This is a genomic window from Exiguobacterium sp. s21 (assembly GCF_018617975.1).
GTDB lineage: Bacteria > Bacillota > Bacilli > Exiguobacteriales > Exiguobacteriaceae > Exiguobacterium > Exiguobacterium mexicanum_A.
On sequence record NZ_JACSLF010000008.1, the window covers coordinates 101,082 to 123,094 of the forward strand.

The 22,013-nt window shown below is 53.2% G+C and carries 20 protein-coding genes and 1 riboswitch; of the genes, 5 read left to right on the plus strand and 15 right to left on the minus strand.

What is annotated here, in order from left to right:
* Positions 1-41 precede the first annotated feature (41 nt).
* The gene (gene metK / locus KNP06_RS10550) at positions 42-1,250 is read right to left on the minus strand and encodes a methionine adenosyltransferase (protein WP_138859148.1); all 1,209 of its coding nucleotides are present in this window, start codon (positions 1,248-1,250) and stop codon (positions 42-44) included.
* Positions 1,251-1,380: 130 nt separating this feature from the next.
* Positions 1,381-1,500: riboswitch (SAM riboswitch) on the minus strand.
* Positions 1,501-1,814: 314 nt separating this feature from the next.
* Between metK and pckA the strand changes: the two genes are divergently transcribed.
* Positions 1,815-3,386, plus strand: coding sequence for a phosphoenolpyruvate carboxykinase (ATP) (pckA, locus tag KNP06_RS10555; protein WP_214788833.1), 1,572 nt, complete (start codon positions 1,815-1,817; stop codon positions 3,384-3,386).
* Positions 3,387-3,415: 29 nt separating this feature from the next.
* Here pckA and KNP06_RS10560 read toward each other — a convergent pair whose 3' ends face one another.
* The 12 genes from KNP06_RS10560 to KNP06_RS10615 form a co-directional block, all read right to left on the minus strand.
* Positions 3,416-4,177, minus strand: a complete 762-nt coding sequence (locus KNP06_RS10560) for an alpha/beta hydrolase family protein (RefSeq protein WP_214788836.1) — start codon at positions 4,175-4,177, stop codon at positions 3,416-3,418.
* Positions 4,158-4,631 (minus strand): RNA deprotection pyrophosphohydrolase, encoded by a 474-nt coding sequence (gene ytkD, locus KNP06_RS10565; RefSeq protein WP_034778327.1) that lies wholly within the window; start codon positions 4,629-4,631, stop codon positions 4,158-4,160. Before ytkD ends, KNP06_RS10560 begins: the two co-directional genes overlap by 20 nt.
* Positions 4,632-4,729: 98 nt before the next feature.
* A complete protein-coding gene (locus KNP06_RS10570) occupies positions 4,730-6,082 on the minus strand; it encodes a glucose-6-phosphate isomerase (RefSeq protein ID WP_214788839.1) in 1,353 nt (450 codons plus the stop codon).
* Between the two features lie 106 nt (positions 6,083-6,188).
* Positions 6,189-7,352 carry an iron-containing alcohol dehydrogenase gene (locus KNP06_RS10575; RefSeq protein WP_214706507.1) on the minus strand — a complete coding sequence of 388 codons (1,164 nt, stop codon included), beginning with the start codon at positions 7,350-7,352 and terminating at the stop codon, positions 6,189-6,191.
* Between the two features lie 68 nt (positions 7,353-7,420).
* Positions 7,421-8,419 (minus strand): Gfo/Idh/MocA family protein, encoded by a 999-nt coding sequence (locus KNP06_RS10580; RefSeq protein WP_214788842.1) that lies wholly within the window; start codon positions 8,417-8,419, stop codon positions 7,421-7,423.
* A 95-nt stretch (positions 8,420-8,514) separates the two neighbouring features.
* Positions 8,515-8,907, minus strand: coding sequence for a S1 domain-containing post-transcriptional regulator GSP13 (gene yugI, locus KNP06_RS10585; protein WP_214788845.1), 393 nt, complete (start codon positions 8,905-8,907; stop codon positions 8,515-8,517).
* Positions 8,908-9,101: 194 nt separating this feature from the next.
* A complete protein-coding gene (locus KNP06_RS10590; RefSeq protein WP_353048609.1) occupies positions 9,102-10,337 on the minus strand; it encodes a lysine N(6)-hydroxylase/L-ornithine N(5)-oxygenase family protein in 1,236 nt (411 codons plus the stop codon).
* A gap of 68 nt (positions 10,338-10,405) precedes the next feature.
* Complete coding sequence (locus tag KNP06_RS10595) at positions 10,406-11,593, minus strand: aminotransferase (RefSeq protein WP_214711818.1); 1,188 nt, start codon at positions 11,591-11,593, stop codon at positions 10,406-10,408.
* Positions 11,590-12,084 carry an Lrp/AsnC family transcriptional regulator gene (locus KNP06_RS10600; protein WP_214711820.1) on the minus strand — a complete coding sequence of 165 codons (495 nt, stop codon included), beginning with the start codon at positions 12,082-12,084 and terminating at the stop codon, positions 11,590-11,592. The genes KNP06_RS10595 and KNP06_RS10600 overlap by 4 nt, the downstream gene beginning before the upstream one ends.
* 2 nt (positions 12,085-12,086) lie before the next feature.
* Positions 12,087-12,887 (minus strand): glycosyltransferase family 2 protein, encoded by an 801-nt coding sequence (locus KNP06_RS10605; protein ID WP_214788851.1) that lies wholly within the window; start codon positions 12,885-12,887, stop codon positions 12,087-12,089.
* Positions 12,884-13,132 carry a NifU N-terminal domain-containing protein gene (locus KNP06_RS10610; RefSeq protein WP_034778343.1) on the minus strand — a complete coding sequence of 83 codons (249 nt, stop codon included), beginning with the start codon at positions 13,130-13,132 and terminating at the stop codon, positions 12,884-12,886. The genes KNP06_RS10605 and KNP06_RS10610 overlap by 4 nt, the downstream gene beginning before the upstream one ends.
* Positions 13,133-13,144: 12 nt before the next feature.
* Positions 13,145-13,378: a DUF1871 family protein gene (locus KNP06_RS10615; RefSeq protein WP_034778345.1), complete on the minus strand. Its 234-nt coding sequence runs from the start codon at positions 13,376-13,378 to the stop codon at positions 13,145-13,147.
* Positions 13,379-13,886: 508 nt separating this feature from the next.
* Here KNP06_RS10615 and KNP06_RS10620 point away from each other — a divergent pair.
* From KNP06_RS10620 to KNP06_RS10630, 3 genes are read left to right on the plus strand one after another with little or no spacing between them, the layout of a single operon-like run.
* Entirely contained in the window at positions 13,887-16,154 is a 2,268-nt protein-coding gene (locus KNP06_RS10620; protein WP_214788854.1) for a ribonucleoside-diphosphate reductase subunit alpha, read from the plus strand.
* Between the two features lie 29 nt (positions 16,155-16,183).
* Positions 16,184-16,690, plus strand: a complete 507-nt coding sequence (locus tag KNP06_RS10625) for a flavodoxin domain-containing protein (protein WP_138859138.1) — start codon at positions 16,184-16,186, stop codon at positions 16,688-16,690.
* The gene (locus KNP06_RS10630) at positions 16,647-17,687 is read left to right on the plus strand and encodes a ribonucleotide-diphosphate reductase subunit beta (RefSeq protein ID WP_214706533.1); all 1,041 of its coding nucleotides are present in this window, start codon (positions 16,647-16,649) and stop codon (positions 17,685-17,687) included. The genes KNP06_RS10625 and KNP06_RS10630 overlap by 44 nt, the downstream gene beginning before the upstream one ends.
* 52 nt (positions 17,688-17,739) lie before the next feature.
* On the opposite strand, the gene KNP06_RS10635 is transcribed toward KNP06_RS10630, so the two are convergent.
* Entirely contained in the window at positions 17,740-19,881 is a 2,142-nt protein-coding gene (locus KNP06_RS10635) for an N-acetylmuramoyl-L-alanine amidase (protein ID WP_214788857.1), read from the minus strand.
* Between the two features lie 127 nt (positions 19,882-20,008).
* Positions 20,009-20,797: a MazG nucleotide pyrophosphohydrolase domain-containing protein gene (locus KNP06_RS10640; protein ID WP_214788860.1), complete on the minus strand. Its 789-nt coding sequence runs from the start codon at positions 20,795-20,797 to the stop codon at positions 20,009-20,011.
* Between the two features lie 85 nt (positions 20,798-20,882).
* Between KNP06_RS10640 and ytvI the strand changes: the two genes are divergently transcribed.
* Complete coding sequence (gene ytvI, locus KNP06_RS10645) at positions 20,883-22,010, plus strand: sporulation integral membrane protein YtvI (RefSeq protein ID WP_214763283.1); 1,128 nt, start codon at positions 20,883-20,885, stop codon at positions 22,008-22,010.
* Positions 22,011-22,013: the final 3 nt, after the last annotated feature.

A 22,013-nucleotide genomic window follows, 5' to 3' on the forward strand; every position in this document is an offset into this window, starting at 1 on the left:
GAAAAAACGACCTTTCTCAGCGAAAGGTCGTTTTTACTGTCTTATGCGAAGCGTTTCGCGCCTTCTTCAAGCACTGCCGCTTTATCCGTTTGCTCCCATGGGAGTTCAACGTCTGTACGACCGAAGTGGCCGTAAGCTGCTGTCTGCTTGTAGATTGGACGGCGAAGGTCGAGCATCTTGATGATGCCGGCCGGGCGGAGGTCGAAGTTCTCGCGAACGAGTTCGACGAGCTCAGTCTCGCTCAATTTGCCTGTGCCGAACGTGTCGACTGCGATCGATACCGGGTGGGCAACGCCGATCGCGTAAGCAAGTTGAACTTCTGCTTTGTCAGCAAGTCCCGCTGCAACGAGGTTTTTCGCTACGTAACGAGCTGCGTACGCCGCTGAGCGGTCAACTTTGGTTGGATCTTTACCTGAGAACGCGCCGCCGCCGTGGCGAGCGTAACCACCGTACGTATCGACGATGATTTTACGTCCTGTAAGGCCTGCATCCCCTTGTGGTCCACCGATGACGAAACGGCCAGTTGGGTTGATGAAGTATTTTGTATCCGCGTCGATAAGTTCAGACGGGATGACCGCGTCGATGACGTGCTCTTTCAAATCAGCTTGGATTTGTTCGAGTGTGATGTCTTCGGCGTGTTGCGTCGAGATGACGATTGTGTCGATGCGAACTGGGTTGTTCGCTTCGTCGTATTCGACCGTCACTTGTGTCTTACCATCAGGACGAAGGTAAGCGAGCGTGCCGTTCTTACGAACTTCTGCCAAACGACGTGACAATTTGTGCGCGAGTGAAATCGGGAGCGGCATGAGTTCTGGTGTCTCTTTTGTTGCGTAACCGAACATGAGACCTTGGTCACCAGCGCCGATCGCATCGATTTCTTCTTCAGTCATTTGTCCTTCACGAGCTTCAAGCGCTTGGTCGACACCTTGGGCGATGTCTACCGATTGCTCATCAATCGATGTGAGGACAGCACAAGTCTCTGCATCAAAACCATATTTTGCACGTGTGTAGCCGATCTCACGAACTGTTTCACGAACAACTTTCGGGATATCCACGTAAGTTGATGTTGTGATCTCACCTGCTACGAGCACGAGACCTGTCGTGACAGATGTCTCAGCCGCAACGCGGGCGTTTGGATCTTCAGCTAAAATCGCATCCAAAATCGCATCTGAGATTTGGTCACAAATTTTATCCGGATGTCCTTCCGTGACGGACTCCGAAGTGAAAAGTCGACGGTTCAAGTTTGCCATTTCGAAAAACCTCCTATAATAAGGGTGATGTGTGGACGGTACTCGTTCCCCTTACGCGTTGCTTTGGGACGGTAATGAAAAAAACCTTTCGCCATGTTCAATGGGAAAGGTTGAATCGTTCTTCCTTACCCTCTTATCGTTCGAAGCTTGCGCTTCGCTTCAGGATAGCACCTTTTCCGAATAACAATGACAAATCGGACGGTTGCTGGGCTTCGTAGGGCCTTGTTCCCTCCACCGCTCAGAATAAGAGTATCCGTTACGAAGACCATCATATAAATGACACCCCGTTCTGTCAAGCGTATCGACTGAATTCGTAAAACTTTTCACGAACTCGCAATAGTTATGTTTGTGAAATATCAAACATTTTTTTGTCGGTTTTCGATTTTGTACTATGACCTGGTACAGAATATGTTAGAATGACAGTGTAAGAAAGCGCTTACTTTAAAGAGTAAAAAAGGCTTGTTTTTGATTAGTATGTCACATATAATAAAAACGTCATACTAATAAAACACGGAAGTATGCGGATTTCATCCACATCTATTTAGGGGAAAGGTGGGATTCAGGATGGCGACAACGCTCCTGAAAATCGAAGAATTAATTAAAGGTGCCGACATGATGCGGAACTTAACGGTTCCAGAATTGGTGGAAGAAGCCATTCGCAACGGGGAAGGCGTACTGACGAAAGACGGGGCTTTATCGGTCAGTACAGGTAAATTCACAGGACGGTCACCGAAAGACAAATTCGTCGTGCAAGATGAAGTCAGCAATCATTTAGTAAACTGGGGTCCGGTCAACCAACCGATCGCAGAAGAGAAGTTCACGGCACTGCTCGATAAAGTTCTCACGCATCTCGAGACGAAAGACAAGCTCTACTATCTCGAGGCGTCTGCCGGGGCTGACGAGCATTATACGCTTCCAGTGCGGGCCATCACAGAATACGCGTGGCACAACTTGTTCGCGAAACAGTTGTTCTTGCGCGAATGGCCGACACAAGGTGCCTTTGATCCGTTCACGGTCATCTATGCACCGAGCTATAAGGCCGATCCGGAAGTCGACGGGACGAACTCCGAAACGTTCATTCTCGTCTCATTCGCCAAACGGACCATTCTGATCGGGGGAACAGAATACGGCGGCGAAATTAAAAAATCGATTTTTTCAGTCATGAACTTCCTGTTACCGGAACAGCACGTCTTATCGATGCATTGCTCGGCGAACGTATCGGACGCCGGCGAGACGGCTCTCTTCTTCGGGCTATCGGGTACCGGAAAGACGACGCTATCGGCCGACACAGAACGTCATTTAATCGGGGACGACGAGCATGGTTGGTCTCCTGACGGCGTCTTCAACATTGAAGGCGGTTGCTACGCGAAGACGATCAACTTGTCGCGTGAGAACGAACCTCAAATCTACGATGCCATTCGATTTGGCTCGTTGATTGAGAACGTCGTCTTGGACGAGGAACGGGCACCAGACTACAAGAACATCTCACTCACTGAGAACACACGGGCCGCCTACCCGATTCAATTTATCGATAACGCGATGCTTCCGTCACGAGCCGGGCATCCGAACACGATCGTCTTCTTGACGGCCGACGCGTACGGCGTCCTGCCTCCAATCAGCAAATTGACGAAGGAGCAGGCGATGTATCACTTCTTGTCAGGCTATACGTCGAAGCTAGCCGGCACGGAGCGCGGCGTGACGGAGCCGCAGGCGACCTTCTCGACATGTTTCGGGTCACCGTTCTTGCCGCTCGCACCGGAACGCTACGCCGACATGCTCGGCACGTTGATCGAGAAACATGACGTCGACGTCTATCTCGTCAATACCGGTTGGACCGGCGGAGTTTACGGCGAAGGATCGCGGATGAAGCTTGCCTATACACGGGCGATGGTGAACGCGGCCGTCAACGGGAAACTCCGTGACGTCGAGACGACGCGCCATGACATCTTCAACGTCGAGATTCCACGCCACATCGACGGGGTGCCAGACGACGTGCTCAACCCACGGGGCACATGGAAAGACGGGGCCCGCTACGACACCGAGGCGGCAGCGCTCGCCCGTAAGTTCCAAGACAACTTCAAACGATTCACGAAAGCGAGTGAGGCGGTCGTCGCGGCCGGCCCAATCATCGTGTAATAAAAAATGACTAGCGCCTAAAACAGGCGCTAGTCATTTTTTGGTGCGACGGCTAACATCCAGTCCATCGCCTCATCGGTCGTCTTCCACTTTTCCCAAAACGGGAGTTGATGAGCGAACGGGACGATCCAAAGTTCGGCCCGCTCCCCCATCCGTTCGGCCACGGCTGTCGCATGGCGGAGCCGCACTTGCTCGTCGTCTGTCCCGTGAATCAATAACGTCGGGGCCTCCCAGTCCTTGTAGAGGGGTGAACGCTCCACGTACGCCTCACGAGCCGCTTCCGGGTCACCCCCGGTCATACGGCGGAGCATTTTCCGCATCGAGCGTTGCTCTTCGTACGTCCATTCCAAATTGGTGACACCCGCCCACGACGTCACGGACGTGAGCGGCCGCTCCGCAGCGAGCGACAACGCCATCATGCCCCCGCGCGAGAAGCCAAGGGCATGAATGAGCGTATCCGTTCGATGGACGCGATCATAAAGAGACAAGACATCCTCTAAATCGGCCCCGCCGAAGTCTTCTTTCCCGCTCCCCCCATGGTTACCACGGTAAACAGGCGCCACGACGTGGAAGCCTTTAGCCGCGAACTGCATCAACCGGGGCAAGCGCACGTCCCCGATGCGTCCTGTTCCGCCGCGCAAATAAAACAGGACGTGCCCGTTCGGTCGCGTCGGCGTGATCGTATAGGCGACGACATCCTCACCATCGCGTGTCGCGTACCAGCCACGGTGGACCGCATAACCGGCATATGGAGGGAGGACCTCAATCCGGTCAAACCATTCGTTTTTCATGTAACACCTTCATCGTTTCCGGGAGCACCCGGTCTTTCATCATGAAACTGTACCGGTTGTTCCGGAGCAGATTCGTTGGCAGTTCTTTCATGAGCACGGCGCCGTCGGTCTCATCGACGGCCGGATGGTCATCGAAGCGCTCGATCTCGGCGAAGTAAATATTTTTGATGACCGTGTCCCCGCGCCCAAGCACGCGGTATTGTCCGAGATAGTGCAGCGTCTTCACGACACCACCCGTCTCTTCATACACTTCCCGAATCGCGGCATCGTCCTCATGTTCGCCAGGTTCGACTTTTCCACCCGGGAACTCGAGCCCGCGCTGCTTATGCTTCGTCAGCACCCATTGATTCTCGTAGCGGGCGACGACCCAGACGTGGAGCGGCGTATCTGAAAATGGATAGTGCGCAAAGCTCAACTCGACTTTATTGTGATAGTAGTCCGTGAATGTCAACATAGTCCATCCCTTTCTTTCCCCTGTCTACTCTCACTTTACCTTGTCTTCCCCCAGTTTCAAACAAAAAAATAGGCCCGCCGGAGCGGACCTACTCAAAATTATTGGTTCAAGCGCTTTTCAAGCTCAGCTTTTTGTTCTTCGTAACCTGGTTTTCCAAGCAACGCGAACATGTTCGCTTTATACGCTTCGACGCCCGGTTGGTTGAACGGGTTCACCCCGAGAATGTATCCGCTCATCGCGCATGCCTTCTCGAAGAAGTAGAACAAGTAACCGAGGTGGTACGGCGTCATCTCTGGCAATTCGACAACGAGGTTCGGTACTTCTCCGTCCGTGTGGGCAAGAAATGTTCCTTCAGCCGCTTTGTCGTTCACGAATTGGATCGTTTCGCCAGCGAGGAAGTTCAAGCCGTCGAGGTCTTGCGCGTCTTCTGGCACGTTCATCGCGTGACGGACGTTCGTGACACGGATGACCGTCTCGAACAAGTCACGACGACCTTCTTGGATGTATTGTCCCATCGAGTGGAGGTCGGTTGAGAAGTCGACAGCCGCCGGGAAAATCCCTTTGTTGTCTTTTCCTTCTGATTCGCCGTAAAGCTGTTTCCACCACTCCGACACGTAGTGCAAGGCCGGTTCGTAGTTGACGAGCAACTCGATCGACTTGCCTTTCGCATACAAGGCGTTACGGACGACCGCATATTGGTACGCCTCGTTCTCAGAGAGCTCTGGTGACGAATAGGCGTTTTGTGCGTCGCGTGCACCTTCCATGAGGGCATCGATGTCGATGCCTGCCGCAGCGATCGGAAGGAGTCCGACCGGTGTGAGGACCGAGAAGCGGCCTCCGACGTCATCCGGGATGACGAACGTTTCGTAGCCTTCCGCATCCGCAAGCGTCTTCAAGGCGCCACGGGCACGGTCTGTCGTCGCATAAATGCGCTCACGAGCACCGTCTTGACCATACTTTTCTTCCATGAATTGTTTCAAGACACGGAACGCGATCGCCGGCTCTGTCGTCGTTCCCGATTTCGAGATGACGTTGACCGAGACGTCTTTGCCTTCGAGCACCTGGAGCAACTCCGTCAAATAAGTAGACGAGATGTTGTGACCGGCGAAGAAGACTTGTGGCGCGTTGCGCTCTTCTTTTGACAATACGTTGAAGAATGAATGTTGAAGCATCTCGATGGCCGCGCGTGCGCCGAGGTATGATCCACCGATCCCGACGACGACGAGGACGTCCGAGTTCTCACGGATTCGTTCCGCGGCCGCTTTGATGCGGGCAAACTCATCCGTATCGTAGTTTGTTGGGAGGTCGACCCACCCAAGGAAATCGCTACCTGCCCCGCTGCGGTCATGGATGACCGAATGCATTGCTTTCACGGTTTCTTGCAATTGATCGACTTCATGTTCCCCGACGAAAGACAGGGCGTTTGAATAATCGAAACGTACAGTTGACATGTCATTTCCTCCTTTAATTCGCTCATTAAAGAGCCATACATGACCCATCATAAACGGAAACGTCGGATTCGTTCAATCATTATTGCGAAATAGGCATGAAATCGCCTTATTTACTCAGTTCAAGAATGGCAGCCACGTCTTCTCGTTCGAGTGTGCGGAAGCGACCGAACGCCCCGCGTTTCATCGCCGAATCCAAGATGGCGTCGAACGTCGACTCGTCGATGTCATAGTCACGGAGCGAGTTTGGCGCGCCGAGCTCATCGAAGAAGGCACGAACGGCTGCAATCGTACGCTTCGCCGTTTCCAAATCCGTGTCAGCCGGTTCGACGTTGAACACTTCTGTGCCTAAGCGTGCGAAACGTGCTGCATTGTCTTCATCGAGTACATGTTCCATCCAGCGCGGGAACAGGATCGCGAGTCCCCCTGCATGCGGGATGTCATGGACAGCCGAGACCGCATGTTCGATGTTGTGCGATGCCCAGTCGCCCGAGGCACCCATTTGGAGCACACCGTTCAAGGCGATCGTACCTGAGAACAAGATGATGGCGCGCAAGTCGACATTTTCTAAATCGTCGACGAGTTTCGGTGCCGATTCGACGACCGCTTTCAACACGCCTTCCGTCATCCGCTCTTGAACCGGCGCATGGTTCGGGTGGAAGTACTGCTCGAAACAGTGGCTCATCATGTCGACGATGCCGTAAATCGTTTGGTCTTTTGGCACTGATACCGTGTAACGTGGGTCGAGGATCGAGAACGTCGGATAGACGAGCGGGTGACCCCAGCCGTACTTCTCTTGTGTCTCCCAGTTCGTGATGACCGAACCTGAGTTCATCTCAGAACCGGTCGCCGCGAGCGTGAGCACCGTACCGAACGGGATCGCTTCCGTCGGGATGTGGTCACGGAGCACGATGTCCCAAGCGTCGCCTTCATACGGGATGGCCGCCGAGATGAGTTTCGTGCAATCGATGACCGAGCCGCCGCCGACTGCGAGCAATGCGTCGATGTTTTCTTCACGCGCTTGTTTGACGGCACGACGTACCGTCTCGATGCGCGGGTTCGGTTCGACGCCTGAGAAGTCGACGAAATCGATCGAGGCATTGTTCAGTTCCGCCACGACTTCATCGTACGTGCCGTTCTTCTTGATGCTCCCGCCTCCATAGACGAGCATCACTTTCTTGGCGTCAAGCGCCTTCAACTCGCTCGCGAGTTTTTCAATCTGATGTGTCCCGAAAATAAGTTTCGTCGGGTTCTTGTATTCAAAGTTGTGCATGTTTCATCCTCCTTCGAAAATATGTAGCACCTACACTATATACCCTGTTTTTTATGATTGAAAAGCAATCAGGCCTGAGCGTAGATGCGGTCAATGATCGTATGGAGCGTCACCGCCTGTTCCGCTTGCTCGTACGATGGCTCGTGCCGGCACGCCTCGAGGAACGTGCGAATCTGACTGGCGTACGGATCTTCGAGCGTCAGATGGGCCGGTGATTTATCGAATAAGGCGCCATGCTCTTCCGTATGGAGTTGGAGTGGAAAGAGCGATGCGCCACCGTTCGTCCCACGCAGTTCGACCCGCATCGTGTCCGCCGCGTCGACATTGGCCATGAAACTCGCGTCTAAAAACAAAGATGCTCCGTTGTCGAACGTGACCATCGCCCGGGCCGTGTCTTCGACCGAGAATGCCTCCGCGTCCCAATCACCCATCAGCCCGACACCAGGCCGTGTGCCGAGGTATTGACCGACGTGACCGATGACATCGACCGGCTTCGGATAATCCATCAAATACAAGGCGAGGTCGAGCATATGTACCCCGATATCGAGCAGTGCACCGCCTCCTTGCAGTTCCTTATCCGTGAACACGCCCCATCCCGGGATGCCACGACGCCGCAGGGCAAGGGCCGTCGCCGCATAGACGTGACCGAGTTCCCCGGCATCGATCATCCGTTTCAATAGTTGTGTGTCCGACCGGTGCCGGTAATGGAATCCGTAATGCAGCGTCCGCTCTGCCTTCCAGGCCGCTGCTAGCATCTCGTTCGCCTCACGGGCCGAGATGGCCGGCGGCTTCTCACAGAGGACGTGGCATCCTGCCTCGAGTGCGGCGATGACTTGCGCTTTGTGGAGCGCGTTCGGCGTACATACACTGACCGCATCGAGTTGTTCTGTGACGAGCATCTCTTCGACCGTCTCGTACACCCGTTCGATTCCAAACTGTTCAGCCACCGCTTCCCCGCGCTCACGGGTCCGATTCATGACGGCGACGACGTCAGCCCCTGCCGCGATGTATTGCGGGATATGGGCAGTCTTGGCAATCCCACCCGTACCGATGATTCCGATCCTCATGGTCCTCACTCCTTTTCTGTACTGTTCGTGAACGAGCGGGACATTTCCTGTACAAAAAAAAAGACGACCTGCACATGGCAGGTCGTCTCAATCACTTACTTCTTGAAGTTCGTGTTTTTGATCCAGTCTTCGAGCTTGTCCTTGAGGACAGTGAATCCTGGAGCTTCTTCTTGCTTGAAGTTTGAAGCTTCGTTGCGGCGTGGTATGCCACGACGAGCTGGCTTAGCCGACTTCTCGCGTTTTGGAGCTTCTTGTGTCGCTTTCATTGAAAGCTTGATTTTCTTAGATGCTTCATCAACATCAAGAATTTTCACTTCAACTTCTTGACCGACTTGAACGTACTCGTTCACGTCTTTCACGTAGTCGTGTGAGATTTCAGAGATGTGGACAAGACCTTGAGTCTCGTCGTCGAGTGCGACGAATGCACCGAAAGGTTGGATTCCTGTTACTTTACCTTTTAAAACTTGATCTTTTTCGTATTTTGCCATTACAAACACTCCTATGCTAAATTCATCAACTTACTATAACATACTTTTTTCGATAAAGTGTACAAATTAGTAAAAAAGATTATTTGGGATTATTTTCGTGTTTCAAAGTCGACGGGTCGGGTAAATACAAATCAAGCAAGACTTCAAGTATTCCCCCCTGATTCCGCTAGGTTAACGCCTAGCCCTTTTTTTGTTCAAAAGCTTGTAAATGGTCGCTGTGCGGCCACCTCAAACACCGTCTCCCCTACCATTTCATTCAACATAATCGCGTTCCGATACACGGCCATCCCTAAATTCGTTGCCGCCGGCCCGTGCGAATGTTCCAAGTTCGTATGGGTGAACAGACTGCCGGTCAACCGAGTCTCCGTCGCGATTTGATAGCGGTTGTTGACGCGCCATAGTCGTTCCGCTTCCCATTCGATGTCAAATCGTTCGACCCACTCCGGAATCCGCGGTCGATACCCGGTCGCCGCCACGACCGCATCATATTCGTTCGTGAACGATTCACCGCTATGCTGCTGAGTCCCTTCGACCATATAGCTCGATGAGTGCGATACGCGCTCGATTTCAATTTGGGTACACAAGTTCGTCGCTTGGTCCGTCCCGTCCGCCGTCCGATGATATAACGCCCCATAGATGGCACGGAGCGTCTCTGGGTTGACGCCATTGCGGAATCGTTCGAACGACTTCCCAAGTTGCTCACGTTCCGCGTACGGTAATCGATTGAAATACTCGACATACGACAAGCTGAAGATCTCTTCCCCGAGTTTGCCGCTCTCGAGCGACTCGAACACGTCCGAGCGCGTCACCCAATCGATTTGTTGCCGCGTTTTATCGGATCGACTCAATAAATCGAGATACACCTCCGCCGCGCTCTGCCCGCTGCCGATGACGACGATGCGGGCCTTTTCAAGCAATCGTTCCCGCTCCATTCGATACGAACTCGTATGGACGACGTCTTGAAACGCCTCTGGGATGAGCGGTTCTGCCCCCGTCCCGATGACGACGTGTCGCGTCGATAGCGTCTCTTCGCCTTTAGGCGTCGCGACCGTGACGAGGAAGCCGTCCTGTGCCGGACGGACGTCGACGACCCGGTGCGAGAACTTGAATGTGTCGAGCGAGGCAACGATCGCCTGCAAATAGCGATTGAACTCTGTCCGGGGAATCGTCGGACTTTCCTGGACGATGAACGTCTGCAGCCGGCCAACCTGCTTCAAGTAGTTCAAATAGCTGTGCCGGCTCGTCGGGTCGGCGAGCGTCACAAGGTCATATAAATAATGCGTCTGCATCGTCGCCGCTTCGAGCAACATTCCTTCATGCCAATTGAAGTCGGCCCGCTCTTCAAAACATATACCCGTCAATTTGGTCGATTCGCTGAGCGCCATCAAGCCGAGATTGTACGGGCCACATCCGATTGCTACAAAATCCACTCGTTCCAATGACCTCACCTCGCTCGTCTTTTCCCATCTATTATACCACTAAAACGTAAAACAGACCCTCATCGCTGAGAGTCTGTCACTGTCGTCGTCACTTCGAACTGTTTCATGAACCGATCGATGCGACGAATCGCTTCTTGTAATTGTTCGACCGACGTCGCGTAACTAGCCCGGACAAAGCCTTCACCGCTCGCGCCGAAGGCGTTGCCCGGCACGACCGCGACCCGTTCCTCGAGCAAGAGACGCTCGGCGAACTCTTCGCTCGTCAATCCGGTGTGGCGAATCGATGGGAAGGCGTAGAACGCCCCACCCGGTACGTGCGTCGGTAACCCGGCGTCATTGAGGGCCTGGATGAAGTAGTTACGGCGCTGCCGATAGCTCTTCACCATCTTCGGTACATGCTGGTCACGGCTCTTCAGTGCCTCGAGACCGCCGAACTGAACGAGCGTCGGGGCACACATCATGCCGTACTGATGAACTTTGAGCATCTCCCGTGTCACGACTTCCGGCGCACATGTGAACCCGAGCCGCCAGCCTGTCATCGCGAACGCCTTCGAGAACCCGTTGACGACGATCGTCCGCTCGCGCATATCATGAAGCGTCGCAAAGCTTGTGAACGGCTCGTCATATGACAGTTCGGCATAAATTTCATCACTTACGACCCAAAGGTCATGTTTCGTCGCGAGTTCCGCGATCTCGGTGAGTTCTTCACCCGTCATCGTCGCTCCGGTCGGGTTTGACGGGAAGCAGAGGAGCATCACTTTCGTGCGCTCCGTGATCGCCGCTTCGACGTCTTCCCGGTTCAGACGGAACCCGTTCTCCGGACGACAGGCGACCGGGACGACCGTCCCGCCGGCGAGCTCGATGAGCGGCCCGTACGAGACGAAAGCCGGTTCAACGACGATGACCTCGTCACCCGGGTTGAGGAGAGCCCGGAAGGCGATATCGAGCGCCTGCGACGCGCCCGTCGTGACGATCAGTTCCGTCGCCGGGTCATATGTCGCCCCGAACCGGTCCGCCATGTAACCAGCGATTTCTTGACGTAACTCGAGGAGACCGGCGTTCGCGCTATAGGCCGTGTAGCCTTGCTCGAGCGCCGCATAACTCGCCTCGCGCACGTTCCACGGCGTGATGAAATCCGGCTCTCCCACCCCGAGAGAGACGACGTTTTCCATCGTTTGCGCTAAATCGAAGAATCGGCGAATGCCGGACGGCTTCATTGAGACGACTTGTTGGGATAGTGACTTCATGGCGTAATATTCAACCGTTTGTCTTCGACTTGTGGGGTGAATAAAATGCCATCATGCTTATACGTCTTCAATTTGAAGTGCGTCGTCGTCGAGACCACCGAGTCAAGCGGTGACAATTTGTCCGAAACGAACGACGCGACGTCTTGAAGCGAGTTCGCCCGAATGACGACTTGCAGGTCGTAAGCCCCTGACATCAAATAGAGTGCCGTCACTTCCGGGAAGCGATAAATGCGTTCCGCGACCTCATCGAAACCACGACCCCGTTTCGGAGTGACTTTGACGTCGATGAACGCCGTGACATCGTGGCGATTGATTTTTTGCCAGTTGACCATCGCCCGGAAGCCGAGCAAGATGCCGTCCGCCTTGAACTTCTCGAGCATCGCCTCAACGGTTTCCTCGTCGGTCGCGAGCAAGTTCGCCAACAGTTTCGTCTCGAGGTAGCCTTTCTCTTCGAGCAGCTCGAGCAATTCTAGTTCTTTCGATGTATACATAGTTATTCTCCTTCCGTTCTACCGGGGAACGCCCCTGTGAACGTTCTCTCTGTCTGTCTCACATAGTCCCGTCGTTCGGCTTGGACGATATAGAAGTTCTTCATTTTCATATTGACCAAACCGTGCTTGTGACAGAACCGATCAAAGTAACGACGGCGCGTCTCGTCTTGTTTGGCCGACAAGTTGTCGGTGCCATTGAACGCATAGAGCACCGTCGCGCGGGCCGGATGACGAATCGTCCCGACCTCACTGACACGTAGAATGAAATCCCAATCCCAGTAGTTATAAACGTCCTCATCGAACGATCCAATCGTCTCGTGGAGCTGTTTTCGATAGAGCGTACCGGACGGGATAAACGTCGAGTCTTGGCGAAGTCGCTCCAAATCGAGGGCATAGGCGAATGCCTCCCAGTCGGTGACGCGACGGCGCCCATCTTCCCACGTAAAGCGGAACAGTTCCGCGTCCGTGAAGACGAGGTCGGCCGAACGGATGTCCTCGAGCGCTTGTTCGATATGGGTCGGCATGAGCAAATCATCATCGTCGAGCAACAGGATATAGTCGCCGCTCGCTTCCTGCACGCCGCGATTGCGGGCTTTGACGTGATGATTCTCGCCAAGCTCGATATATCGAATCGATAATCGATTCAAAAAAGGCGCCAAAAGATGCTGTTTTGGCGGCCCGTCATTATTGATCACAAGTACTTCGAACTCCCCGAACGTCTGGACGACCAGACATTCGAGCAGTTCCGTCAGTTCCGTCTCCCGCGAATGGACCGGGATGACGATGGAAACGAGCGGGTTCATCCGCGGTAAGCAGTTTCGACGTGCGGCAAGATGGCTTCCCAGCTGACGCCGTTTTCTTTCGATACCGTGACGAAATCGCCATAGGCGAATACGCTCTCGACGCCTTCGATGGCGACGAGTTTCGCGAGAAGCGGTTGGTCCGTCTCTTCGCCGGCTTTCACGCTTTGGCTTTTCGCGCCGAAGACGTTCTCAGGAAGTGTAATTTTCATTGCATTTGGATTCGGTGTTGGATCGATACGTAACATCGTGGTTCCCCCTTATAGTTGACAAGATTCTGAAGACGCGAGTAGTCGTGCCGCCATGGCCCGTGTTTCTGGTTCACTTGGACAGTCGCCAAAAGCGTCTGTTAAGATCTGTCGAATCACGTCATCCAATTGATCGATCGAATCGACGTGAATGAGCGCCAAGGCGATATCGTCAAACTCTGGTCCATACGACCCAAGCCCGTAACCGAGTGGGTCCCATGCTAATAATAAGTCTTCTGCTCTCATTTGTTAAACCCTTCTTTTTACCTTGATTTCAAATCGTACTCCCTCAATCTACCTCACTTTTCAGTTCGATGCTAGTGAGCGTTCGAATTTCCCTCGTTTTGAAAAAGCAGTCGTCACTATATATAGTAATCGCTCAAATCGTAAATTGAATAGAAGATAGGACGAAATCCAATGAATTTATCGTTTATTTGGACATCCGGTTCATGATTGACCGCTTACATAAAATTGCACGCGTTCTCACGCAAACGTCAATTTAATTTTTTTCTATCTCATATCTCATCTCAAATCGGATGATAGCGCCGTTTTTGAGTAAAAGTAATCTAGGCGTCGACAGTTTGCCGAATGTCAAGATTGCAAAACTAAATATAGGTGATTTATGATTAAAAAGACAAGAAAACGTCAATATATAGTTAACGGATATTTATCACGTTCATCCATCATTGACGTCGAATCGGACAAGTTCCGCTATACCTTTATAATATCTACATCCGAAGAAGGAGTGATCGTTTTGACATCCCCTATCCATCACGAGACGATGTTGGCTGCTGCGCCAACACTTACTGACGTCTCGACATTGATCCAATCATTAAAACAACGCTACCCACAGCTTAGTGTCGAACGATACGAAGAACGAGCCGTTCGGGCGCTCGAAGGAAAGACACTGACACAAGATGTAGTATATGAACTCTTGACGATGCACGCCCTCGATATGTTGAAGGCTGAAGAGCCGGACTGGACGTTCGTCGCCACAGAAATGTACTTAAACCGCCTCTATTTAGAAGCGGCCCGTAACCGCGGTTATGACGCCTCGATGCGTTACGGCGCTCTCTATCCAATGATTGAGACGCTCACGACAAAAGGCATCTTCACCTCAGCACTACTCGATACGTACTCGAAAGAAGACATCGCCCACTTGGAGACGTTGATTGACCCGTCACGTGACCGCATGTTCACATACATCGGTCTCCGGACGTTAGCAGACCGTTACCTCGGCCGCGACCACGTCAAAAACTTGTACGAGTTGCCGCAAGAGCGGTTCATGGTCATCGCCATGACGCTCATGCAAAAAGAGAACGCTGACCAACGTGTGAAACTCGTCGAAGAAGCGTATTGGGCATTATCGAACCTCTATATGACGGTTGCTACACCGACGCTCTCGAACGCCGGGAAATCGTACGGGCAGCTCAGCTCATGTTTCATCGACACGGTCGACGACTCGCTCCGCGGCATCTACGACTCGAACACAGATGTGGCCACGCTCTCGAAAGGCGGCGGCGGAATCGGCGTCTATCTCGGCAAGATCCGCTCACGCGGCAGCGACATCAAAGGCTTCAAAGGCGTCTCGAGCGGCGCGCTCCCTTGGATGAAGCAACTGAACAACACGGCCGTCTCGGTCGACCAGCTCGGCATGCGCCAAGGCTCGATTGCCGTCTACCTCGACATTTGGCATAAGGACATTTTTGAGTTCCTCGATGCGAAATTGAACAACGGGGACGAGCGCCTTCGGACTCACGACTTGTTCACAGGCGTCTGCTTGCCCGACTTGTTCATGCGTACGGTCGAAGCACGTGGCGACTGGCACTTGTTCGACCCACACGAAATTCGTACGGTCATGGGCTTCAGCCTTGAAGACTTCTACGATGAGACGGAAAATGGCGGTTCGTTCACCGAGAAATACTTAGCGTGCGTCAATACGCCGGAGCTTTCGCGCGTAACGGTACCGGCCATCGACCTCGTCAAACGGTACATGCGCTCACAGCTCGAGACAGGAACCCCATACATGTTCTTCCGCGACGCCGTGAACCGCGCTAACCCAAACAAACACGCCGGCATGATTTACAGCTCGAACCTCTGTTCAGAGATCGCGCAAAACATGTCACCGACGACAATCGACGAAGAGTACACAGCGGACGGAAAGATCGTCATCACGAAAACACCTGGTGACTTCGTCGTCTGTAACTTGAGCTCGATCGCCCTCGCCCGGGCCGTGAAGTCAGATGTGCTCGAACGACTCATCCCGATTCAAATGCGGATGCTCGACAACGTCATCGACTTGAATACGATCGAAGTACCACAAGCGATGATCACAAACCAAAAATACCGCGCCGTCGGACTCGGAACGTTCGGTTGGCATCACCTGCTCGCCCTCGAAGGCATCCGTTGGGAATCGGTCGATGCCGTCCAGTATGCGGAAAAGCTGTATGAGAAGATTGCTTACCTTACGATTCAAGCGTCAATGGAATTAGCCAAAGAAAAAGGCGCATTCGGCGTCTTCGAAGGATCGGAGTGGCATACGGGTGAGTACTTCAAACGCCGTAACTACCGCTCACACGATGAACTCGATTGGGACGGCCTCGCGGAAGCGGTTCATCAAAACGGTGTCCGCAACGCCTACATGATGGCGGTCGCACCGAACTCGTCGACAGCGATCATCGCGGGTAGCACGGCTTCGATCGATCCGGTCTATAAGAAGGTCTACTCGGAAGAGAAGAAAAACTATAAAATCCCGGTGACGGTCCCTGACCTCAACCCGGAGACGAACTGGTTCTATAAATCAGCGTTCGAAGTCGACCAACTCTGGAGCATCCGTCAAAACGCGGCCCGCCAGCGTCACATCGACCAAGCGATCAGCTTCAACCTTTACGTCAAAAATGACGTGAAAGCGACCGAGCTCCTCTCGATGCATCTCGAGGCCTGGTCACTCGGAATGAAATCAATTTACTACACGCGTTCGACGACTGTTGAAGTCGACGAATGTGAATCGTGTGCTTCGTAACGTCACGTAACAGAAAGGTGGGACCAACCATGAACGTCGCAATCGTCTATAGTTCGATGAGCGGGAATACAGAAGAGGTCGCCGAGCTGATTCAGGCGACCCACGTCCATCGGGGTGACCGTGTCGCCCTATATGAAGCGGACCGCATTGGCCATCGCGAAGCCCAATCACTCGCCACGTACGACCTCGTTTACTTCGGGTCGTATACGTGGGCGGACGGCGTCTTGCCGGACGAGATGAAAGATACGTTCCGTCTCGTCTTGAAAGAACTTAATGTGCCGCTTCGCCAAGCCGCCGTGTTTGGGACAGGTGACAAGATGTTCGTCCACTTCTGCCGAGCGGTCGACGAGATGGCCTACCACCTTTCGAAATACGGAATTCCCCTCGCCGGTGAGACATTGAAAATCGAGCAGTCACCGCGCAATCAACCGTACAACGTCCGTCACTGGGCCGAACGGTTGGCTAGAAACACCGAAGAAGGAGTATATGTCCATGACCATTCAAAAGATCAAACTACTGTCGCCCAAACATCCTAACCGGGCGACTGCCATTATCGGGGGCGAGACGAGTTCCATCGTCAATTGGAACGACATCGCCTATCCGCAGTTTTACACCATCTATAAACAACTGCTCTCAAACTTCTGGATCCCGGATGAGATCTCGATGTCGAAAGACATGCAGCAATGGCCGCAGTTGAGCGAGCGTGAACAAGACGCCTTCAAACGGATCATCGGGTTGTTGTCGATCCTCGACTCGGTACAGACACGCTATATCCTCGAGTCATCGATGTTCTCATCAGACTCGTCGGTGCACGCCGTGCTCGCCGTCATCGCTCAACAAGAAGTCGTCCATAACCAATCATATAGCTACGTCCTCTCGAGCCTCGTCCCGCTCAGCGAGCAAAATCGCATCTTCGATATCGCCAAGGACGACGAGATGGTCATGAAACGGAATCAGTTCATCTTAGACTTATACGAGGACTTCCGGGCCGACCAGACGGCCGAGACGTTCGCCAAGTCGCTCGTCGCCTCGATTATTCTCGAAGGCATCAACTTCTATTCCGGTTTCGCCTACTTCTACAACTTGGCCCGTCACCAGAAGATGGTCGGCACGTCGACGATGATCAGCTACATCCAGCGTGACGAGATGCAACACTCGTATTTCGTCAGCCAGTTGCTCCGGGCCGTCTTGACGGAAAACCCGGAGATCGACGCCGACGGCAGCTTCAGCCAGTTCGTCTATGACACGATGGGGGAAGCCGTCGACCTCGAGGTCGAATGGTGCGAATACGTCCTTCGAGACCTCGACGGGCTCGACGTCAGCGAGATGCGCGATTACGTCAAATACCTCGCCAACAAGCGCCTCCGCGTCATCGGCTTGAACGATCTGTATGAAGGGTTCAACGAAGACGTCATGCCGTGGATTCGTGCGTACTCAGACGATTCATTGAATGCCACGAAATCCGACTTCTTCGAACAGAAGTCACGCTCGTACGCAAAAGTCACCGACGCCAACGGCTTCGACGACCTATAAGCACAAAATGCCCCGACTCATCGTGAGTCGGGGCATTTTTAATGGATGAAATTTAATGATAAGCGCGTACGTACTGAGCGATCCCTTCAGCGACACCTTCCGCCATCCGTTGACGAGAGGCGTTGCTCCGTAAGTGGGTGACGTCTTGCGGCGAAGAGATGAAACCGAGTTCGACGAGGGCCGATGGCATCGTATTATAACGAATCACATAATAGTTCGCCGTCTTCACACCGCGGTTCGTCATCCCGGACGTCTTGCCCATCAAATTGGATTGAATGTTCGTCGCCAGCACACGGCTCTTCGAACTGTGGGCTGAATAAGACGAATAGAACGTCTCGACACCTTTAGCATACTGAGTCGTCGCAGCATTCGTGTGCAAGCTGACGAACAAGTTGCCGCGAAGCGTTTTTGCCGTCTGAACGCGTTGGTCAAGCGTCAAGTAGACATCCGTCGAGCGCGTCAACCGGACTTGGTAATCATACTTCGAACGAAGATACGCCTCGACTCGTTTCGTCACATCGAGAACGATCGCCTTCTCATAGAGCGATCCATTCACCGCTCCCGGGTCACCGCCTCCATGGCCCGCATCGAGGACGATGACGGCGTTGCTCGTCGCGCTCGGCTTGAGCGTCATCGCGTAAGCCGTCGAGATGTAGCCGTCGCGACCGTTGTACTTGATTTCATAAAAGCCGTTCGTCGAGCCGTAATGGTCGACTTGAGTGCCATGGGCGAGTCGGCCGAGAATCGTCGAGCTCGCCGAGGCGCTCGCCCGGACGTTCAAGACGTCCCCTGGTGTGTTCGTGTACACTTTCCCTTTAGGCGTCGCCGCAGGGGCGTCCGGGGCCTTCCCGGCCGACAACCAAGCTGTCGGGGTATAGAACGTGTCCGACCCGATATAGACGACCGACCAGCTCGAGTTATGTTTGCTGTACGTCACCGGCGTATACTTCGGCAACACACGAGCGACCGGTGATGATTGAAGCGTCTTCTTGAACAGGTTGGCATTTCGGTTCGCATATCCTGTTACTTTTTGAATGACCGGCGGTTTCGTCGTCGGCGGTTTCGTTACCGGCGGCGCTCCTGGTGTGATCCATGCCGTCGGCGTGTAATACGTTTTGCTGCCGATGTAGACGATCGACCAACTCGAGTTATATTTGCTCGAGACGACCGCCGACTTGGCCGGCAACACTTTCAACACCGTCGAACGTTGGTTGCGCGCGCCGAACAGTTTCAACTCGCGGTTAGCATGACCATCGACTTTTACGACTGGCGGTTTCGTCGTCGGCGGAGGCATCGTCGGTGCCCCAGGCGTAATCCAAGCCGTCAGCGCATAATACGTTTCGCTTCCGACATAGACGACCGACCAGCTTGAGTTATATTTGCTCGAGACGACTTCCGTCGTGACCGGCAATACTTTCAACACTTTCGAACGCTGATTGCGCTCGCCAAACAACTTCAACTCACGGTTGGCATGACCGTTTACTTTTGCCGCGCTCGGTTTCAACGTTCCCGGCGTGATCCATGCCGTCGGCGTATAATATGTGCTACTGCCAACGTAGACAACCGACCAGCTCGAGTTATATTTGCTCGAGACGACCGCTGACTTGGCCGGCAATACCTTCAACACCGACGAACGCTGATTCCGTTCGCCAAACAACTTCAAATCACGTTTCGTATAGCCTGTTTCACGGGCTGGTGTCGATGCGACGGCTTTCGGGGCAATATATGCCTCGGCCGCATAATACGTCTTCCCGTTCAAGTACACTTTCGCCCAAGACGAGTTATGCACGGCATATTGAACGGTCGTGCCTTTTTTAAGCGTCCGGTACACGGTCGCCTTGCTATGGGCCGACACACGGATGTTCAAGTTGACGGTCGTCACACCCGTCGAAGTGGCAGCTTGCTTCGTGACCGTCGTGGATTGGGACGGGATTCGCTTGATGTACTGGGCGGAAGCATAGTACGTTCGATCGTTTAAATATATCTTACTCCACGATTTGTTATAAATTACATACTTTACTTTTGTTCCCTTTTTTAGCGTTTGTATCAATTTTCCGTTCGTACTTGGTGCAGAGCGAACGTTCAAGTTGACTGTCGTCTCTCCGTCCAAAGTAGCGGCTTCCACCGCGGGTATTTGGATTGAAAACAAGACAATGGTTATGATGAGGGCAAGTTTAAAAAGCTTCATATTCATCCAAAATATTCCTTTCTTAATACGCACATCGCGACTGACAACACCTTCATAGTAGCACATTGCTTTTATTGAAAAAGTAAATATTTGAAAAAATGATGAATACTTTTTCCAAAAAAGGTGAATGTTTTTACCCTTGTTTTCGCACAATCCAAAACGTATCAGTGCCATGTCGCTCGATCTCGACGGCGAAAGGGGCCGCTAGTTGCAAATCAGTCTCGATGGAGCGATCGATTTGGAAAGGCGGCTCAGGTTGTCGAATGACAAACCCATCGAGTCCCTCGACTTCGGCGATTTTTAAAAACCGCGCCAAGTGCCCTTCCCGCTCTCTATATCGGCTCACTTCTTCGAAAGGTTTAGCCTTCACCCCTCCCCAATATCGTCCTTCCACATAAGAACGATACGCGCGGACCGAATCTTCTGTAATCGGGTCGGGGGTATGGTCGAAGCGTCCGAAATCTCGGGACGACTTGTCTTCGATTAACGAGGCGATTTCCGCGAATAGGTCAAATCCATTCATGTCGGCAAGTTCCATGACCGCCTGTTGAACGGCCTCGATGTGTCGTTGCAACGATCCCGGCGTCGCGGACGCCTTCAATTTTTTATCGCCTTCGTAGGCATTTAATATGCGGCCAACTTCCCCCGCCTCGCGCACGAGGCGGTAGTAGCTACGTTCTTCTTTCGTCTCGTCACGGTCTGTCGTTTGATTCGTGAGGGTGATGGCATATTGATTCGCCAGACACGTCGAAATAACGAAGACGTCCATCAGCTCTTCACGCAGGGCGACTCGGTCGTCGGCATAGAGCGCGCCGCCAACTTCGCCCACTTCTTCTAACAGCCGGGCCAACCCCGACAGCGGCCGCCAGTAGCCGCCTAAATGAATAATCATCCGATCGATTCGTCGTTGTAATTCCTTCATGTTTAATCACCTATCCATCCTCTATATTTACCGGTTGCGTGGTATACTATGCTCAATCCAATCGTTAGGAAAGGGGCCATGTGTCGTGTCGCCAGCCAGGCTTTGGCAGTTACTTCGTTTCCTGCTCGTCATTATCGGGCTCGTCTTCGTCATTTGGGGACTGAGCGTCCTCTTTACGTACACGTATCCTTTCGTGTTCGCCTTCTTGTTATCCTTGTTGACCGTCCCGCTCGTCAATTGGTTCGAGCGCGAGACCAAATTGCCCCGGGCTCTTGGGGCGCTCGCCTCCTTGTTGATCGTCATGAGTGTCGTCAGCGGTGTGATTGCCATCGTGGTGACTCAACTCATCCGTTACTTGACGATCGCCGCCGAGAAACTTCCCGATCAGATTGAAACGTTCACCGAATACATACAGCGCATGTTCAACGAAAAAATTGCCCCGTTCGTCAATGATGCGTATGACAGCGTCCAGCGGCTCAATCCGGGACAGACGAACTCGCTCGAAGGCGGGATCACCGAAATCGGGGTCCAGCTCGGAGCCGCGATCGGCGTCTTATCACGAGGGGTCGCCGGTTTGTTGCAAAATATCCTCAGCGCCTTACCGCTCGTCTTGCTCTTGTTCATCGTTATCGTGCTCGCCTGGTTCTTCATCACGAAAGACTGGAACGTCTACATGCGGTCCATCGCGCGCTTGAATGAGCGAAAAGGCTTTAAGGAATTTGAATTGGTCATGACCAATTTGCGCTCGGCCCTGTTCGGTTACGTCCGGGCCCAATTGACGCTTATCTCCATCACGTTCGGGATCGTCCTTGTCGGCATGTTCATCCTGCGGGTCGACAATCCATTCTCTTTCGCTCTTTTAGCGGCCATCTTCGACTTGTTGCCGTACCTAGGCGTCGGGACGCTGTTATTGCCATGGGCCGCCTATGCCGCCGTGAGCGGCGACTGGTTCCTCGCCATCGGCCTCGTCATCTTGTATATCGTCGTCATCGTCCAACGTAACTTGGCTGAACCGAAAATCGTTGGTTCTCACATTGGACTTGACCCGCTCGCCGCCCTCATCTCGATTTTTGTCGGTTTGCAACTGTTCGGGGTGCTCGGCTTCATTTTAGGACCGGTCTTGGCCGTTCTGCTCAAGGCGCTCTATAACGCCCAAGTGTTTCACTATATGTGGAGATTCGTCCTCGGGCCGACGACACCAAAAGAGCGATGACGC

Excerpts from the sequence above, each read along its gene's own strand:
- ytkD (WP_034778327.1), bottom strand. The coding sequence starts at position 4,631 with ATGTTGACATTCACGGACTACTATCACAATAAAGTCGAGTTGAGCTTT.
- KNP06_RS10635 (WP_214788857.1), bottom strand. The coding sequence starts at position 19,881 with ATGAATATGAAGCTTTTTAAACTTGCCCTCATCATAACCATTGTCTTG.
- KNP06_RS10625 (WP_138859138.1), top strand. The coding sequence starts at position 16,184 with ATGAACGTCGCAATCGTCTATAGTTCGATGAGCGGGAATACAGAAGAG.
- KNP06_RS10630 (WP_214706533.1), top strand. The coding sequence starts at position 16,647 with ATGACCATTCAAAAGATCAAACTACTGTCGCCCAAACATCCTAACCGG.
- KNP06_RS10580 (WP_214788842.1), bottom strand. The coding sequence starts at position 8,419 with ATGAGGATCGGAATCATCGGTACGGGTGGGATTGCCAAGACTGCCCAT.
- KNP06_RS10615 (WP_034778345.1), bottom strand. The coding sequence starts at position 13,378 with ATGAGAGCAGAAGACTTATTATTAGCATGGGACCCACTCGGTTACGGG.
- KNP06_RS10640 (WP_214788860.1), bottom strand. The coding sequence starts at position 20,797 with ATGAAGGAATTACAACGACGAATCGATCGGATGATTATTCATTTAGGC.
- KNP06_RS10605 (WP_214788851.1), bottom strand. The coding sequence starts at position 12,887 with ATGAACCCGCTCGTTTCCATCGTCATCCCGGTCCATTCGCGGGAGACG.
- yugI (WP_214788845.1), bottom strand. The coding sequence starts at position 8,907 with ATGGCAAAATACGAAAAAGATCAAGTTTTAAAAGGTAAAGTAACAGGA.
- KNP06_RS10560 (WP_214788836.1), bottom strand. The coding sequence starts at position 4,177 with ATGAAAAACGAATGGTTTGACCGGATTGAGGTCCTCCCTCCATATGCC.
- KNP06_RS10600 (WP_214711820.1), bottom strand. The coding sequence starts at position 12,084 with ATGTATACATCGAAAGAACTAGAATTGCTCGAGCTGCTCGAAGAGAAA.
- metK (WP_138859148.1), bottom strand. The coding sequence starts at position 1,250 with ATGGCAAACTTGAACCGTCGACTTTTCACTTCGGAGTCCGTCACGGAA.
- KNP06_RS10575 (WP_214706507.1), bottom strand. The coding sequence starts at position 7,352 with ATGCACAACTTTGAATACAAGAACCCGACGAAACTTATTTTCGGGACA.
- KNP06_RS10570 (WP_214788839.1), bottom strand. The coding sequence starts at position 6,082 with ATGTCAACTGTACGTTTCGATTATTCAAACGCCCTGTCTTTCGTCGGG.
- KNP06_RS10610 (WP_034778343.1), bottom strand. The coding sequence starts at position 13,132 with ATGTTACGTATCGATCCAACACCGAATCCAAATGCAATGAAAATTACA.
- pckA (WP_214788833.1), top strand. The coding sequence starts at position 1,815 with ATGGCGACAACGCTCCTGAAAATCGAAGAATTAATTAAAGGTGCCGAC.
- KNP06_RS10595 (WP_214711818.1), bottom strand. The coding sequence starts at position 11,593 with ATGAAGTCACTATCCCAACAAGTCGTCTCAATGAAGCCGTCCGGCATT.